Source organism: Streptomyces sp. Z26, from assembly GCF_003665095.1.
Taxonomy (GTDB): domain Bacteria; phylum Actinomycetota; class Actinomycetes; order Streptomycetales; family Streptomycetaceae; genus Streptomyces; species Streptomyces phytohabitans.
In genome coordinates this window covers 5939988-5955477 of the sequence record NZ_RCHV01000002.1, presented here as the reverse complement: position 1 = coordinate 5955477, position 15490 = coordinate 5939988, and the positions used below count along the sequence as shown (strand labels likewise).

Here is a 15490-nt window from a genome sequence, read left to right as displayed (position 1 = left end):
TCAGTCGCGGTGCGCGGGGTCGCGGAAGGTACGCGTGGCGCGCGGCCGTGGTGCACGGGTGGTGCGGGTCGCGCGGGGTGTGCTGCCGGTGAGTGTCCCCCGGTAGGCGGCGACGGCCGCGTCCAGGGGGCCGCCGCGTACGCCGTGCCGGGTGTCGAGCGCGGCGCAGCGGCGGCGGGTGAACAGCGCCGGGTTGTCCGCGAGCAGCCGCCGCAGGTCGGGGAGGCCGCCGGGCCCGGTGGGCGGCAGCTCCGCCAGCAGGGCGTGCAGCGCGGCGGCCGACGGGTCGGTCCCGCCTCCGGCCGCGCCCTCGGCCCCGGCGCGTACGGCGGCCAGGAAGTCTCCGCAGGGCACCCGCCGGGGGCCCGCGCCCACGTCCACGGCGGCGAAGTCGACGCTGCCGGGCCGGTACACGTGGTAGACGGCGCCCGTCGGGGGTTCGCCCAGGGCGGCGACGAGCCGCGCGGCCGCCTCGTCCACAGGCGTCCAGTCCGACGGCATGGGCACGTCGGGGCGTACGCCGAGCCGTACGAACGCGGTCAGCAGCAGGTGCGTCAGCGCCTTCTCGTTGGGGACGCCGTTGTCGGCGGCGGGCATCATCTCCCCGAGGCGGTGCACGGTGACGGGCGCGCCCAGCCGCCGGGCGGCGGCGAGCAGCCGTTCCGCGACCCACTTCGACCGGCTGTAGCCGCTGGCGGGCACGGTGGCCGCCGCCGGATCGGCGTCCTCGTCGAGGCGCTGCCCGGTGTGCTCCGCGTGCCGGTCGAGGACGCCGAGGGTGGAGACGTGGTGCAGGTGCTTGGGCCGTACGGCGAGGGCGAAGCGCAGCACCTCGGCGGTGCCCAGCACGTTGGCGGGGCGGTGCGCGTCGTAGTCCAGGAGGAAGTTGACGAGGGCGCCCGCGTGCAGGACGGCGTCGCAGGAGCGGGCGTACGCCTCCCACACCGGCCGCCGCCAGCCGAAGTCGCGGGCCGCGAGGTCGCCGCCGACGGCCGCCAACCGGTCGGCCCACGCCTCCCGCCACAGGCCCTGCGCGCGGAGCACGCGCAGCACGCGGTGCCGGGCGTGGTCGTCGTCGCGGGCCCGTACGAGGCACACGACGCGGACGCCCGTGGCGGAGAGCAGCCGGTGCACGGCGCGGGCGCCGACGAAGCCGGTGGCGCCGGTGACGAGGACGGTCTCCGGCATCGCGTACGGCGGGGTGCGCGGGTCGTCGTCCGCGCGGCGGGCCCCGGCGGCGAGCGCCGCCAGTTCGGCGGGGAGCGCGGAGTCCCGTTCCAGCGCGGCCCGTTCGGCGGCGGCGTCGCCGTGGGCGGCGGGCCGTTCCAGGAGGGCGGCGGCGAGCGCGGCGGGCGTGCGGTGCCGGTACAGGTCGGACATGCCGACACCGGTGCCCGTCACCCGGCCGATGCGGATGGCGGCGGCCACGGCGGCCAGCGAGTCGCCGCCACGGGCGAGGAAGTCGTCGCCGGTGCCGAAGCCGGGCAGGTCGAGGACGGCCCCCATCTCGTACGCGATCCGCGCCGCCGGGGAGGCGTCCGCCGGGGCCGGTGGGGCACGGCGGGTGGCGTCGGCGGCGAGCTTCTCCTCGACGAGGCGCCGCAGTTCGCGCAGGTCGACCTTGCCGTTGTCGGACAGCGGGAGCGACGGGAGGACGAAGCACTGCCAGGGCACCTGGAGGCGCGGCAGCACGGACGCCAGGTGGGCGCGGAGCGCGGCGGGCGCGAGGTTCCCCTCGGCGGACGCGGCGAGGACCAGGCGGGTACGGCCGCCGCGCCGCAGCGTCAGCGCCTTGGCCTGGACGACGCCCGCCCGGCTCTCGGCGGCGGTCTCGACCTCGGCCAGTTCGATCCGTACGCCGTCCACCTGCGCCTGCCGGTCGCGGCGCCCGGAGAAGCGCAACAGGCCGTCCGCGTCGTACCAGCCGAGGTCCCCGGTGCGGTACAGCCGGTCGCCGGGGACGCCGGGTACGGGGTTCGGCACGAACACCTCGGCGGTGCGCTCCGGGTCGCCGAGGTATCCGGCGCCGAGGCAGGCGCCGCCGACGAGTATCTCCCCGACCGACCCGGCGGGGAGCGGGCCCAGGTCGTCGGAGGCGATGACGGCGTAGCAGTTGTCGATGGGGCGGCCCAGCGGGATGTGGTCGCCCTCCGTGCCGGTGACGCGGTGGAAGACCATGCCGATGGCGGTCTCGGACGGCCCGTAGCCGTTGGTGATCTCCAGCCCCGGCAGCATCTCCCGCAGCCGGTGCACGGCGTGCGGGATGATCTCCTCGCCGCCGACGACGAGGTGCCGCAGGGAGCGGATCCGGTCGAGGGCGGCGGGTTCGGCCTCCAGCAGCGCGACGAGCATGCCGAGGATCGCCGGTACGAAGTCCGTGACGGTGACCCGGTGGCGGTGGATCGCCGCCACGGTGCGCTCCAGGTCGAGGAACTCGCCCTGTTCGGGTACGACGGCGCGGCCCCCGGTGGTGAGCGGCCACAGCAGCTGCCAGATCGCGGAGTCGAACGTGTGCCTGCTGTTCTGGAGCACCACCTCGTCGCCGGTCGCCCGGAACCAACGGGACATGAACCGCAGCCGGTTGGCCAACCCGCCGTGCGTGTTCAGCGCGCACTTGGGCGTGCCGGTGCTGCCGGAGGTGAACACTCCGTACGCGGGCGCGTCCGGTCCGGGCGCGGCCCCGGGCCGTACGGTGCGCGGCTCGACCGCGCCCGCCGCCACCACCAGCGCAGGGCGGGCGGCGTACGGCAGCGGGCGGGCCGCGAGGACCAGCGGCGCGCCGGACAGCACGGCCCGCAGCCGCTCCTCGGGCCAGGCCGGGTCGCAGAGGGTGAAGGCGGCGCCGACCTTGAGCGACGCGACCATGCACAGCGGCAGTTCGAGGCTGTTGCCCGTCACCACGGGCACCACCGAACCGGCGCCGACACCCCGGGCGGCCAGCTCGGCGGCCAGCCCGTTGGCGAGGCCGTCGAACTCGGCGTACGTGAGGGTCGTACCGGCTCCGCCGCCCTCCCCGGGATGCGTCAGCGCGGGCCGGTCCGGGGTCAGGTCCGTCTGCCGCTCGATGAGGGCGGCCACCGGCCGGTACGGGCCGTGGTCGACGCGGCCGCCGGTGAACTGCCAGGTCGCTACCGACATGTCTGCGTACTCTCCCCTGGTGTCCGGGTGTGGCGTGGGTACGGGAGCGCCGCGCCGGGCGGGGTGGTGCCCGGGTCAGCGGGGTCGCGCCCGTGGGGCGGTCCGCCCCCGGTGGCGCGTGCGGCGAGGAGCGCGCCCGCCGCCGGCGCGGTCTGGATGCCGTAGCCGCCGAGTCCGGCGAGCCAGTGGAGGCCGGGCACCTCGGGGTCCGGGCCGATGACGGGGGTGTCGTCGGCGGTGGAGGTGCGGAGCCCGGCCCAGCGGGCGCGGACGCCGTGGAAGCGCAGGGTGGTCACGGCCTCGAAGCGGGCGACGGCGAGGGCCACGTCGAGGTCGTCGGGGCGGGCGTCCCCGGGCGGGGCGGGCGCCGCGTCCGCCGGGGAGAGCAGCAGGCCGCCGGACTCGGGCTTGGCGTAGAAGGTGTCGGCCACGTCGGTGACCAGGGGCCAGCGGGCGACGGCGGCGGGCGGGAAGCCGGAGCGGGGGCCGCCGCGCGGGGCGCCGGACGCACCCCCGGGCGGACCCCCGCCCGTACCGGCTCCCGTGGCGCCGCCGATCTCCGGTACGGCGACCAGCACGGCCGTACGGCGGCGCGGCACCAGCCCGGCGGGGCCCGCCCCGGCCAGGGCGGCGACCTCGTCGGCCCAGGCCCCGGCGGCGTTCACCACCGCGTCGGCGGTGAACTCCCGTACGGCGCCCGCCGGTTCGCCGCCCCCGGCCGCGCGCCCGCGCGGCCCGGCCGCCGTCGCGTGCCACCGGCCGCCGCGTCGCGCCAGCGCGACGACGCGGGCGCCGGTGACAACGGCGCCGCCCGCCGCGCGCACCCCACGGAGGAAGCCCTGGTGGGCGGCGTCCACGTCGATGTCGCGGGCGCCCGGCTTGTGGAGCGCGCGGCGGAACGCGTCGGGGCGCAGCGCCGGGCACAGCTCCCGCGCGCGTACGGCGTCGACCTCGACGGCGGGTTCGGGCGCGTCCGCGCCGGACGCGCGCGCGGCCTCGAACTCCGCCTCGGTGCCGGGGGTTTCGAGGGCGAGCACCCCGCGCGGGGCGAGCAGGGCGGTGCCGGTGAAGCCGGGCGGCGGCGTGGCGTAGAAGGCGCGGGAGGCGCGGGTCAGGGCGCGTACGGCGGCGTTCCCGAAGTACTCGGAGAACAGCGCCGACGAACGCCCCGTGGCGTGCGCGCCCACGGCGCGTTCGGCCTCCAGCAGCGTGACGCGGTGCCCGGCGCGCGCCAGGTGCCAGCCCGCCGAGGCCCCGGCGATACCGCCGCCCACGACCAGGAACTCCCGCAACTCCCCCGTGCCGCCCATCCGTTCACCGTCTCCCCGGTGGCGCGGCCGTGCCCGTGGCGGCGGCCGCCACGGCCCGGCGGCCGGGCATGGTGACGGCCGCGACGAGCAGCGCGAGGAGGGTGACGACGGTGGCGGCCACCAGGCCGCGCCCGATGCCGTCGGCGAGCGCCGCCTCCGCGCCGCCGGTGGCGTCCGCGCCACCCGTACCGTCCGCCGCGCGCACCGTCGACCAGACGACGGTGCCGAGCACGGCGAGCCCGGTGGCGCCGCCGATCTGCCGGGCCATGCTGAACAGCCCGGACGCGGCGCCGGAGTCCTCCTCCCGTACTCCCGCCAGCGCGGCCAGCGTCAACGGCACGCCGGTGACGCCGAGTCCGGCGTACACCAGGACGCTCGGCACGAACATGCCGGTGGCCCAGCCGCCGGAACCGTCGATGCCGGAGAGCCACAGCATCCCGGCGGCGGCGACCAGCAGCCCTGCGCAGACCAGGCGGCGCGCGCCGAACGCGGCGGCGAGCGGCGCGGCGTAGCGGGCACCGGCGACGAGCAGGCAGGTCAGCGGGAGGTAGACGAGCGCGGTGTCCAGGGCGCTGTAGCCCCAGACGCGTTGCAGGAACAGCGTCAGGAAGAAGAAGACGCCGAACATCGCGGTGCTGATCAGCGCCAGCGTCGCGTACGTGCCCAGCCGCGCGCGGTCCGCGAACAGCCGCAGCGGCACCAGTGGTCGGGCGCCGCGCCGCTCGGCCAGGACGAACGCGGGCAGCAGCACGGCCGCGCCGCCGAGCCCGGCGAGCACGGGCGGCGCCGTCCAACTGCCGTCCTCCCCTGACCCGTTGATCAGCGCGCCGACCAGCAGCAGGGCCGCGAGCGTGCCGGTGAGGGCGCCCGCCGTGTCGAACGCGCCGCGCCTGCGCGGGGTTTCGGGCAGGACGCGAGGCGTGGCGGCGAGCAGCAGGACGCCCAGCGGCACGTTGACGAACATCACCCAGCGCCACGACGCGTACGCCGTGACCAGGCCGCCCGCGAGCAGCCCGACGCCGCCGCCCGCGGTGGCCACCGCCGTGTACCAGCCGACGGCCCGTTCCCGTTCCGGTCCCTCCGGGAAGGTCACCGTGATCAGCGCCAGCGCCGCCGGGGACGCGGCGGCGGCGCCGACGCCCTGCGCCGTACGGCACGCCACGAGCAGCCACGGCTCCTGCGCCAGGCCGCCGAGCAGCGACGCCACGGTGAACAGCAGCAGCCCGGCGAGGAACACGCGGCGCCGCCCGAGGAGGTCACCGAGGCGCCCGCCGAGCAGCAGCAGGCCGCCGAACGCGATCGAGTACGACGCGACGACCCACTCCAGGTCGGAGCCGGACAGCTCCAGGGAGCGCTGCACGGCGGGCAGCGCCACGTTCACGATGGTCGCGTCCAGCAGGAACATCAGCTGCGCGGCGGAGAGCACGGCGAGCGCCACGGCACGCCGTCGGCCCGCGCCCCCGGTGGACGGGCCCGGTGCCGCGGACTCCGCCGCCGGCTGCGAGGAGGCCGTCATGTGTGCGGGGCGCCCTCGGCGAACTCGGTCTCCAGACGCTCCCGCAGCGGCGTCCGGAGCACCTTGCCCAGCGAGTTCTTCGGCAGCTGCCACATGAACTGGAGCCGGTCCGGCCACAGCGTGCGCGCCACGCGTTCCCCGGCGAGGTGCGCGTGCAGCTCCTCCAGGGTGGGCGGCTCGCCGTCGTACACGACGACGGCGCAGACGAGTTCGGCGCTGGGCACGCGCGGGTCGGGGTAGCCGACGAGGGCCACCTCCCGTACTCCCGGGTGCCGGGTCAGCACCGACTCGACGTCGAGCGTGGACACCTTCATGCCGCTGGCGCGGGTGATCTGGTCGGAGGTGCGGCCGGTGATCCGGATGCCGCCGCGGCCGTCGTCGCGGGCGAGGTCGCTGGTGTCGAACCAGCCGTCCGCGTCGAGGCACGCCTCGTACACGTCGCGCTGGCCGAGGTAGCCGAGGCACTGCGAGGCGCCGCGCACCAGCAGCCGCCCCTCGTCGGCACCGGGCGGCGCGTCGACGCGGAGTTCCATGGACGGCTCGGCGCGGCCGTCGCTGTGCCCCGCCCAGCCCTCGGGGTCGTCGGCCCGGGTGACGGTGACGGCGCCGTTCTCCGTCATGCCCCACAGGGCGCGTACGGGCAGGTCGAAGACCTGGCGCATGTCGGTGATGAGGCTCGGCTGGATCGGCGCCGACCCGGACACGACCTGCGCCACGCTGGAGGTGTCGCGCGGCTGCTTCCGCTGCGCCTCCAGCATCCCGACGAGGTACGCGGGTGAGGCGTACGCCCAGGTGACACGGTGGGTGGCGACGAGGTCGAGGAGCAGTTCCATGTCCGTGTTGGCGTCCTGCACGACGTCGGTCGCGCCGAGCAGCAGCGGCATGTAGCAGGCGTAGGCCAGACCGGCCATGTGGGTGTGGAAGTTGGGGATGGAGACGACGTCGTCGGCGGTGAGCCGGTGCGGGCCGCTGACCGCGAGCACGGACGCGTACAGCGTGTTCTGGCTGTGCACCACGCCCTTCATGCGGCCGGTGGTGCCGGAGGTGTAGAGCAGCAGCGCCGGGTCGTCGGGGCCGAGCGCGGCCGACGGGTCGACGGTGTGCGTCTCCTCCCAGGGGGTGCGGACGAAGAACTCGTCGAAGTCGACCGCCCCGCTGGCCGCCGCGTCCCCGATGACCAGCCGGTGGGCGAGGGTGTCGGGGGCGGCCTCGGCGAGGCGGGCGCCGTAGTCGGCGTCGCCGATCCGGTCTACGGTGACGCACACCTTGGAACGGGCGGTGCGCAGCACGTACGACAGTTCGCGCACGTCGAGCACCGGGATGACGGGGGTGACGACGGCGCCGACGCGGTGGCAGGCGAGGTAGAGCGGGGTGAGCTGCCAGCGGTTCGGCAGGTAGGCGGCGACGTCGTCGCCGGGGCCGACGCCGAGTTCGGTGAGGGCGGCGGCGAACCGGGTGACGAGCCGGTCCAGTTGGGCGTAGGTGAGGGTGCGGGCGAGCCGCCGTCCCTCGTACGCGATGACCGCCGGGTGGTCGGGGCGTTCCCGCGCGGCGTCCGCCAGGTCGTCGAGGAACGTCGCATTCCGCCACCATCCCCCGGCGTGGAACCCGGCGGCCCGGTCCGCTTCCGGCCTGACCAGCGTCTCCCACATACGCACCGCTGCCTCTCGTGAGCCTCGCGCACTTGCCTGCCGCACATGCCTGCCGCACTTGAGCGCGAATCCGGCAGCAGAGCCTAGAGGATGACGGAAGGTCGCGACAGGGGTCGGAAATGAAGTGGTGGGAAGGCGTCCGGATACACCCCGGATTCGTCGATGACGACCACACGGAGAGCACTCGTAACGGAACGCGGCGGCCCGGTTATTGACGCTCCTGGCAGCTTAATGACACTTTTCCTGAAGCCTTTTCCGCCTCTTGACAAGCCAGTCTCCACAGGGCGAGGCTGCGCCATCGCCACCGGTTCGCGCCCGGCGGCGAGAACGTCTCTGGAGGCGCTGTGAAGATCGGCCTGCTCGGGTGGGACTACTCCGGGATCGACCCGGACGGATTCAGTCTGGTGGAACACGGTCGGGAACGCGGCCACGAAATGACTTTCGCGACGCTCGACGAAGTCGGGTACGCGCCGGGACGCGACGGCGTCGAGGTGATGCTGAAAGGCGAACGGGCCGCCTCTTTCGACGCGTTCCTCAACCGTTCCCGCGTCTTCGGCCCGGACGGGCAGGAACGCGTCGAGCGCATGCGCATGCTCAGCTCCCTGCCCGGCGTCCCCGTCTTCGCGCCCGCCGACGCGTGGCAGACGGCGAGCAGCAAGTTCCTCACCGCGCAGCGGCTGGCCCAGGCGGGGCTGCCCACTCCCCCGGTCCGCTCGGTCGGTTCGGTGGACGAGGTGGGCGCCGCGTGCGCCGAGTGGGGCACCGTGATCGTCAAGCCCTCGCACGGCTACGCCGGTACGGACGTGGAGCGGATCGCCGACTTCCCCGCCGAGAAGGGCCTGGTGGCGGAGTTGCTGTCGCGGACGCCCCGGCTGCTGTGCCAGCCGTACTACCCGACGTCCGGCGGTGAGTACCGCATCACGGTCGCGGGCGAGGCCACCCCGATCAACATCCTCAAGCTGCCCCGGCCCGGCTCCTGGCGCTGCAAGACGCTGGAGGGCGCCACGTTCGAACGGCTGGACGCGCCCGACGAGCTGGTGGACCTGGCCGTCCGCGCCACCCGGGCGCTCGGCCTCACCCTGGCGGGCCTGGACATCCTCCCGCACGCGGGCGGCTACCAGATCCTGGAGGTCAACGAGGTGCCCGGCTTCCTCAGCATCCTCGGCCGCGCGCAGCACCGGCAGGTGCTGGACGGGGTGTTCGACTGGGTGGAGGAGAGGACGGAGGCGGCGGCGCGGGCGGGCACGTGAGACGGGCGCCGGACACGACGCGGCGACAGGCACGGCACGGCACGGCACGGGATCGCGTACGCCGACGGGTGCGCGTACGGGACAGGCAGCGGGGAGGACCATGCGGTACACGGCCTTCGGGCGGCGCACCGGACTGCGCGTGTCCGAGTTCGCGCTCGGCACCTCCAACTTCGGCGCGGGCACGGGCTCCGGCCCGGACGCGAAGCGGCTGCTGTGGGGCAGACGCGGCGACGGCGCCGAACGGGCCGAGGCGCGGCGGGTGTTCGACCGGTTCGCGGAGGCGGGCGGCACGTTCGTGGACACGGCGGACAGCGCGCAGTTCGGGGAGGCCGAACGGCTCGTGGGCGAGTTCGTGGCAGCCGACCGGGACCACTTCGTGCTGTCCACGAAGTACACCAACAGCGCCTCCACCCGCCCCGGCGTCTCGGACACCGGCAACAGCCGTAAGAACATGGTCCGTTCCGTCGAGGACAGCCTGCGGCGGCTCGGCACGGACCACATCGACCTGTACTGGGCGCACTTCCCCGACGCGCTGACCCCCACCGAGGAGATCATGCTCGGCCTCGACCACCTGGTGCGCGGCGGCAAGATCCTCTACGCGGGCCTCTCCAACTTCCCCGCCTGGCGCGTCTCCCGCGCCGCCACCCTCGCGGACCTGCGCGGCTGGGCGCCGCTGGTCGGCGTGCAGACCGAGCACAACCTCCTCAACCGCACCGCCGAGCGCGAACTGCTGCCCATGGCCGAGGCCCTCGGCCTCGGCGCCGCCCTCTGGTCGCCGCTCGGCGGCGGGTTGCTCACGGGCAAGTACCGCCGTACGGAAGCCGGTTGGGTGAGCGGCGAGGACCGGCGGCACCCGCGGAACGACACCGACCGCGTGGCCGCCGTCGTCACCGAGGTCCTCGCCGTCGCGGAGGAGTACGGGGTGCCGCCCACCCGTGTGGCCCTCGCCTGGCTGCGCGCCCGCGCGGCCCGCGCCACCACGGCGTACGTGCCGATCCTCGGGCCGCGCAGCGAGGAGCAGTTGGCGGACTGCCTGGCCGCGCTGGAACTGACCCTGACCGACGAGCAGTTGGCCCGGCTGGACGCGGCCAGCGCCGTGGAGCCGGGCAGCCCGCACGAGATCACCGCGCTGGTCGCGGAGTCCCTGCTCGGCGGCGACGCGGGGCGGGTCGTACCACCCGTCACTCCCGTGCCGTGAGACGGCCGCCGGGGCCCGGGTCGTCGGGCTCCGGGTCGTCGCGGGCGTCCGTGCCGGGGGCGTCGAGGGCGGGCGGCCGTACGGTCACCGACTCCAGGAACGGCACGGCGTACGGCGCGGTGTCCACCGGCGTACGGCTGATCAGCCGCCCCGCGAGCCGTCCGCGCGCCACCGGGTCGCGGCCCGCGTAGCCGAGGATGAGCGTCGGGTCGTCGAGCGCGTCGAGGCGCAGCACCAGGTCCGCCTCGTCGGCGGCGTGCGGGTCGCCGCACTCGTGCGACGGCACCGCGCGGAAGCCCAGGCCCGCCTTGAAACGGAGGAGGCCGGGGCGGGTGAGGTGGCCGAGCAGGTTCGGTTCGTTGCCGAGGGTCGCGCGCCCGTAGCCGCGGGCCCGGCCCGCGCGGAGCGCGGCGAGGTAGAGGTGGCGGGCCAGGCTGGAGCGGCGCCACCGCTCGCTGACGGCGGAGAAGCGGAGCACGACGGTGTCCACCGCGGGGGCCTCCAGCACGAGCGTGCCGCCGACGAGCGCGCCCGGCCCGGCACCCGACACCGGGCCCGCACCCGGCTCGTACGCCCCCGGCTCGTACGCGAACACGCCGAAGAAGCGGCGCGGCCCGTGCAGCACCGCTTCCCGGTGGTCCAGCGCGAACGGCACGCCGAAGCGCATCCCGGCGACCCGTTCCGCGTACAGCGCGAGGAAGCGGTCCAGCGTCTCCGGCGAGACGGGGTCCTCCACCACCTCCCGCAGTCCCGCGTCCGCCGCGTGCCGCTGGGCCCGCCGCACGTCCTGGCGGGCGATGCGGCCGAGCCCGGCGAGGTACGCGTCCTCGTCCGGTCCCAGCTCCGCCACCCAGGTGAGCAGCGCGGGCTTGCGTACGAAGCCGCGTGCAGCCAGCTCGTCCCAGAGCGCCACCGGCGGGTCCGGCAGCCGTACGACGTCCACCCGGCGGTCGGTACGGAGCCACGGCTCGTCGGCCAGTTCCGCCGGGGTGACGCGGGCGACGGCGAGCCCGTGCAGGTCCTGGATCTCCAACGCGGCGCCGCCGTCAGGCGGTCGCGGGGGCGGGGGCGGGCACGGCGGCCTCCGCGCCCGTGAGTCGGTCCCCGAAGCACTCCAGCGCGGCGGACCACAGCCCCGCGTACTCCTCGACGAGACGCACGAACTCCTCGCCCCGCTCCGCGTCCGTGACCAGCCCCGTCATGCCCGTCTCGTCGTCGCTGACCTGCGCGGCGTGCACCGTCTCGGCCTTGATGTGCGCGTCGATCCAGGCGAACTGGTCCTTCTCCCCGAAGACCGGCTCCCCGCCCGCCAGCACCTTGCCGTACACGCGCCGGAAGCCGACCGCGATGTCCAGCGCGATCGTCTCCACGACCCGCAACTGCACGGCGGAGCCGAGCGGTTCGGCGGCCAGCCGGTCCATGGCGGCGAGCAGTTCCCGTACGGGCGCGGGCAGTTCCTCCGCCGCCCGCCGGTCCGCCTCGGTGACGTGCGCGGCGAGCGGCGCGACGATGGTGTCGTCCCACCACACGTAGTGGATACCGGCCGGTCCCGTGGGCGCGACGGCGGAGAACTCGGGGGCGGCGTTGTCCAGGTCGTCCCCGATGACCTGGTAGACCGTCTGGAACGCGCCCAGCAGCTCGCGGTCGGCGTCCCGGCGCGCGTAGTCGCGGGCGAGGGCGCCGAGCCCGGCGAGGGTCGTGAACATGAACGCCTTCGTCATCTGCCGCCACCACACCGCGACGGCGTGACCGTCCGCCGGGGAGACGGACTCCACGTCGCGCGCGGAGCGGAAGAAGCCGTTGTCGGCGCGGCGCAGCCGGGCGCGGTCGATCTCGCGCTCCGTCCGCGCGTCCAGCTCGGCGCGGGCGACCGCGGGCAGGGGGGAGAGGGGAGTCCGGGTGTCGGGTGCGCTCATGGGATTCACTCCAGGGGCCGGGACATCGCCTAGACGCCCAGTTTCTTCTTGACGTCGGCGAAGAAGGGCAGGTAACGGTAGTCGCGCGCCACCGGGTCGAAGTCGGTGTACGCGTCGGTGAATTCGATCAGATGGCGGCGGACCTCCGCGACGGGTTCCTCGTGGATCAGGTGCTCGATACGCCGGATCTCCTCCAGGAACGCGGCGAGAACGGCCGGGATTTCCGGGGACAGTTCGATCGTGTCACCATTGAGGCGTATGCCTTCGTGCTCCCGCAGATAACCGAAGAGGAGCTGAGAGGCGACCGCGTCGTAATTCGGTCGCGGAATTCCCTCCACCGCGTAGCGCAGCAGCCGTTCGGCGAGCACGTACTCGTACGCCGTACGCGCCTCTTCACGCGGCAGCGCGTCGTCGTGCAAGAGCGCCAGCATCGCGGAGACGTCGACGCGGAGTTCCTCCAGTCCGGCGAGCGGCTTGTACTTCTTCGCCGGGAGGAATTCCGGTATGGGCATGTCGCCCTGCCGGTGGTGGTATTCGTGCAGCCTGACCCACCAGGACGACGCCTGCCGTACGCACGCGTCGGAGGCGCCCTCGATCAGCGGGAAGCTGCCCGGTGCCGTGACCGCCGGGATCATCCGGCGGGTGACGCGGTTGTGGCGCTCCACGAACTTGTCGATGAAGTAGAAGACCAGGTCGTCCGGGCGCTGGATGCCGTCGAGGTGGTTCTCGGGGAACAGCGCGACCACCACCCGCGAGCCGAAGCCGGCGGAGTGGCCCGTCAGGGTCACGGGCACGGTGGGGCTGGCGTACCGCTCCACGAGGTGCGCGTCGGCGGGCAGTTCGCTGTACGCGAGGTAGTCGAGCGAGAGCTTCGGGAAGTAGCTCGCGTCGAAGAGGGAGAAGACGTGGCCGTCCCGGCGGCCGTTGATGTGGGCCTTGGTGGCGTCGAACCGCTTGCCCGGCTCGTACGCGCGGAGGTCCGCCAGCAGCGCCTCGGCCGCGGGCGTCCGCCGCAGCGCCGTCGTGCCCTCGATCCGCCGCGTCAGCTCCCGCAGGGTGCCCGGCTCGCGGAACGAGGCGCGCTCGCCCAGCGTCCGCCGCACCGCGTCGACCTCGGCGTACACCTCAGCCATGTCGTCCATACGGACCCCCGTCCGACTGCCTCCGACCGAGACTGGAGCCTAGTCACGGTCCCCGCGTGCTGAACAGATGTCGACAGCGGATATCTGTGAACATGCCGATGGCATAGGCCGGGCGCACGTCGCCACGGGTCAGGGGCGGGGACGGGTGGCGGGACCGTACGGCCCGGTGCGGGACCGTACGGTCAGAAGTCGCCCCGGCGCGACGGCGCGCCGGTGATCGGCACCGTCCCGCCGAACGCGGGCGCGAACTCCAGGTCCGGCACCTCGCACAGGTCCCGGGCGGAGTAGCGCCCCGTACGCGACCAGTGGTCCTTGTTGGACGAGCCGCGCAGGCCGCGCGCGAGACGCAGCCGCTCGTTGTAGCGCCCGGCGAGCACCGAGTCGGCGTGCGCGACGGCCGCGGCGCGCGCCGGGTCCGTCTCGATCTCCCGGCGGGTGAAGCCGGTCAGCAGGATCACGCCGAGACGGGTCCGCGCCTTCAGCTCCGCGCAGAACGCGGCGGTGGCGGCGGGCTGTTCGAGGGGTTCGCCACCGGTGAGCGTGACCCCCTCCAGCGCCTCGGCGTCGGAGATCACCTGGTCGGCGACGTCACCGGCGGTACGGACGTGCCCCGGGCCGCCGAGGGCGCCGCCCGCCGGGTGGGTGCCGGGGTTGAAGCAGCCGGGGCAGGCCAGCGCGCACCCCTGGCTCCAGATGACGCAGCGCAGGCCGGGCCCGTTGGCGGCGCTGCGGGACAGGATGGCGTGCAGGTTCCAGGGGGTGTCGCGGGGGGTGGCGGCCGCGCCCTCGCCGGGGGGCGCCGCGTCGGGACCGGGTCCGTTCATCGCTGCCACGCGCCGCCGGGGACGGCCGCGCCGCTCACGGCCGCGCCCGCGACGGTGACGCCCGTGCCCGTACGCCCCGTCCCCGTGACGCCCGTTCCCGTGCCCGTGCCTCCGCCGCCGGTCGCCGTGCCCGCGCGCGCCAGCGCCGTACCGCCCGGTGCGATCACGTTCCCCGCATGCCGCTCCGCCATCGCGTCCCCCTTCCCCGCGTCGCTCTCCCCCGCGCCGGTCCCGCACGAAGGTTCTCCCTACAGCATGATGCCGTACACCCCCCGGGACCCGTTCCGAGGCGTTGCCCAATCCGCCGAACCGCCCCGCCCGGGGGCCTGTTGGGCCCGCCGGGCGGTTCCGCCGGATCGTTCCGCCGGGCGTGTCCCGCAGTCCGGTCAGTCGCCGCCCACCGGACCGGCGTCCTTCCCCGGGTCCGGTGACGAGGCCAGTTCGGCCGTCAGGGCCAGCGCGCGGGCCGCCGCGGCGGTGTCGTGCCGCCCCAGGCCGCACGCCGTCGCGACGCCCTCCGCGCGCCGTACGGCGGAACGTTCCACCAGGGCGAGCGCGGTCCGGGACGCCTCGGCGTCCCGCTCGTCGGCCACCCCCGCGATCAGCCGCCACCCGGGGTCGAGCCGGGCGAGCGGCGCGTAGTACGCCTCGTCGACCGGCGGCGGCCGCGTCCCGTACGCGAACGGCACGTGCACCGGCGGCAGCTCCGCGCCCCGCCGCCGCAGCCGCTCGGCGAGCGCGTTGAGGAACAGCACGACGGGACGCGTGTCGTGCGGCGCGATCAGCTCCGTACGGGCCAACGCGCCGTAGCACAGGTGCAGTACGGCCGCCCCGGCCGGGATCTGCGCCAGTACGGCCGCGACCTGCCGCGCCAACAGGCGTGCGGCGAGCGGCCGCAGGGGTGCGGGCAGCAGGTTGAGCGCGTAGAGCACGGCCGGGGTCTCCAACTGCCAGACCACGGGCACGTCCTGCTCGGCGGCGAGCCGCGCCGCGTCGGCCGTCTCGTCCCGCGCCGCGCGGCTGAGGGTGCGCAACTGTCCCGCCAGCAGCACCGTTCCGCGCACCACGCGCACCGGGTGCCGCCACTGGGGCCGCCCGACCATGCTGAGCAGCCCCACGTCGAGCGGGTTCGGCCGGGACAGCTGCAGCGGCGCCCGTTCGTCGACCAACTCGCGTCGTGCCACGAGGAGTTCGCGGGCGCGATCGACCCGCGCGCCGTCGCGGAGCGCGGCCGGGTCGGGTGCGCCGCCGGACAGCCGGTAGATGGGGACGGCGTCGTAGTCGGAGCAGTCCCCCTCCCGGATGGCCCGAACGGCGCCGCTGTCCCCCAGGCCCTGGAGGTAGCGGACCAGCCAGTCCGGGTCGCCGTCGAACGGCAGTGCCGTCAACTCCGCGTCGGGGCCTATCTGTTCGCGCACCCACTCCCACGCCGCACGCGGCTCGCGGTCGGTGATCTCCGGAGGGAAGCTCCCCACGAGGTGGACCTTGCGTCCCATCTTCCTGCCTCCTCCTCGACTCGGCTCGGCGCGCGTCGGCATGCCCGG

The 15490-nt window shown here is 75.2% G+C and carries 12 protein-coding genes; 2 read left to right on the top strand and 10 right to left on the bottom strand.

From position 1 onward, the window contains the following. From D7M15_RS25760 to D7M15_RS25745, 4 genes are read right to left on the bottom strand one after another with little or no spacing between them, the layout of a single operon-like run. On the bottom strand, positions 1-3138 hold the full coding sequence (locus tag D7M15_RS25760) for a non-ribosomal peptide synthetase (protein ID WP_121519683.1): 3138 nt from the start codon (positions 3136-3138) through the stop codon (positions 1-3). Next, positions 3129-4448, bottom strand: coding sequence for an FAD-binding oxidoreductase (locus D7M15_RS25755; RefSeq protein WP_121519682.1), 1320 nt, complete (start codon positions 4446-4448; stop codon positions 3129-3131). Before D7M15_RS25755 ends, D7M15_RS25760 begins: the two co-directional genes overlap by 10 nt. Positions 4449-4452: 4 nt before the next feature. Then, a complete protein-coding gene (locus tag D7M15_RS25750; protein WP_121519681.1) occupies positions 4453-5964 on the bottom strand; it encodes an MFS transporter in 1512 nt (503 codons plus the stop codon). After that, a complete protein-coding gene (locus D7M15_RS25745) occupies positions 5961-7616 on the bottom strand; it encodes an AMP-binding protein (protein WP_121519680.1) in 1656 nt (551 codons plus the stop codon). The genes D7M15_RS25750 and D7M15_RS25745 overlap by 4 nt, the downstream gene beginning before the upstream one ends. A 344-nt stretch (positions 7617-7960) precedes the next feature. Here D7M15_RS25745 and D7M15_RS25740 point away from each other — a divergent pair, with 344 nt between their 5' ends. Both D7M15_RS25740 and D7M15_RS25735 read left to right on the top strand, forming a co-directional pair. Further along, a complete protein-coding gene (locus D7M15_RS25740; protein ID WP_121519679.1) occupies positions 7961-8866 on the top strand; it encodes an ATP-grasp domain-containing protein in 906 nt (301 codons plus the stop codon). A gap of 100 nt (positions 8867-8966) precedes the next feature. Continuing rightward, entirely contained in the window at positions 8967-10064 is a 1098-nt protein-coding gene (locus D7M15_RS25735; protein ID WP_121519678.1) for an aldo/keto reductase, read from the top strand. On the opposite strand, the gene D7M15_RS25730 is transcribed toward D7M15_RS25735, so the two are convergent. The 6 genes from D7M15_RS25730 to D7M15_RS25705 all read right to left on the bottom strand — a co-directional run bounded on the left by D7M15_RS25730 (position 10048) and on the right by D7M15_RS25705 (position 15442). Continuing rightward, the gene (locus D7M15_RS25730; RefSeq protein ID WP_121519677.1) at positions 10048-11097 is read right to left on the bottom strand and encodes a hypothetical protein; all 1050 of its coding nucleotides are present in this window, start codon (positions 11095-11097) and stop codon (positions 10048-10050) included. The two genes, D7M15_RS25735 and D7M15_RS25730, sit on opposite strands and share 17 nt — an antisense overlap. A gap of 13 nt (positions 11098-11110) precedes the next feature. Beyond that, complete coding sequence (locus D7M15_RS25725; protein WP_121519676.1) at positions 11111-11980, bottom strand: DUF6202 family protein; 870 nt, start codon at positions 11978-11980, stop codon at positions 11111-11113. A 29-nt stretch (positions 11981-12009) separates the two neighbouring features. Then, positions 12010-13122, bottom strand: a complete 1113-nt coding sequence (locus D7M15_RS25720) for a DUF6421 family protein (RefSeq protein WP_121519675.1) — start codon at positions 13120-13122, stop codon at positions 12010-12012. Between the two features lie 182 nt (positions 13123-13304). Further along, positions 13305-13946, bottom strand: coding sequence for a 4Fe-4S cluster-binding domain-containing protein (locus tag D7M15_RS25715; protein WP_121519674.1), 642 nt, complete (start codon positions 13944-13946; stop codon positions 13305-13307). Continuing rightward, positions 13943-14137, bottom strand: a complete 195-nt coding sequence (locus D7M15_RS25710; protein ID WP_121519673.1) for a hypothetical protein — start codon at positions 14135-14137, stop codon at positions 13943-13945. Before D7M15_RS25710 ends, D7M15_RS25715 begins: the two co-directional genes overlap by 4 nt. Positions 14138-14332: 195 nt before the next feature. Continuing rightward, positions 14333-15442 (bottom strand): hypothetical protein, encoded by a 1110-nt coding sequence (locus D7M15_RS25705; RefSeq protein WP_121519672.1) that lies wholly within the window; start codon positions 15440-15442, stop codon positions 14333-14335. Positions 15443-15490: the final 48 nt, after the last annotated feature.